This window comes from Streptomyces sp. P5F9, from assembly GCF_057961495.1.
The window spans coordinates 1-907 of the sequence record NZ_JBXVPZ010000990.1; the positions used below are offsets into that span (position 1 = coordinate 1).

Genomic DNA, 907 nt, shown 5'->3' on the forward strand with positions numbered 1-907 from the left:
GGAGTGTTGCGGGAGCTTGGTGTGGGCTGTGGGGCGGGTCGGAGCGGGGGCTCTGTCTGTGAAGTGACCGTGTGTCAGGTTGTGACGGGGTGTGTCCGGTTGTTTCAGGCGTGGGTCGCCGGGAGTCGGTACATGCCGTCGGGCAGGGGTTCGACGAGGCCGTCGGACACCAGGCCGTCCAGTGCCCTCGCTCGCTGTACCGGCTCGTGCCACACGCGGTCGAGAACGGACTGCGGGACGGGGGTGTGCGCTTCGCGGAGTACGGCCAGGAGCTTGCCGCGGACCTGGCGGTCCGTGCCCGCGTACGTCTGGCCTCTGCGGGCCGGGCCCTCGTGCTCCGGCTTGCCCGCGAGGTTCCACGCGCACTGGGCGGAGATCGGGCAGCGGTGGCACGTCTCGTTCTTCGCGGTGCAGACGAGTGCGCCCAGTTCCATGGACGCTGCGGCCCAACGGGCCGCGGTCTCGTCGTCCTGGGGGAGGAGGGCTCGCGCCAGCTTGCGCTCGGCCGCGGTGGTGGCGTTCGGGGGGTACTGGGTGCCGGTGACCGCGCGCGCGAAGACCCGGCGGACGTTGGTGTCCAGGACGGCGTGGCGCTGGCCGTAGGCGAAGGAGGCGACTGCGGCTGCCGTGTACTCGCCGATGCCGGGGAGCGCGAGCAGCTGGGCGTGGTCGGTGGGGACGTCGCCGCCGTGGCGTTCCGTTATGGCGGTGGCGGCGCCGTGGAGGCGCAGCGCGCGGCGGGGGTAGCCGAGGCGGCCCCAGGCGCGGACGGCTTCGCCGGGAGCGTCCTGGGCGAGGTCGGCGGGGCGGGGCCAGCGGGCGAGCCACTGTTCGTAGACCGGGAGGACGCGGTTGACCGGGGTCTGCTGGAGCATGAACTCGCTGACCATCACGCCCCAGGGGCCGG

At 73.2% G+C, this 907-nt stretch carries 1 protein-coding gene; it reads right to left on the reverse strand.

Annotation, left to right across the window (positions count from 1 at the left end):
- Positions 1-104: 104 nt before the first annotated feature.
- The coding region (locus AC31A1_RS52005) for an HhH-GPD family protein (protein WP_489660009.1) at positions 105-907 on the reverse strand (803 nt) is incomplete at its 5' end.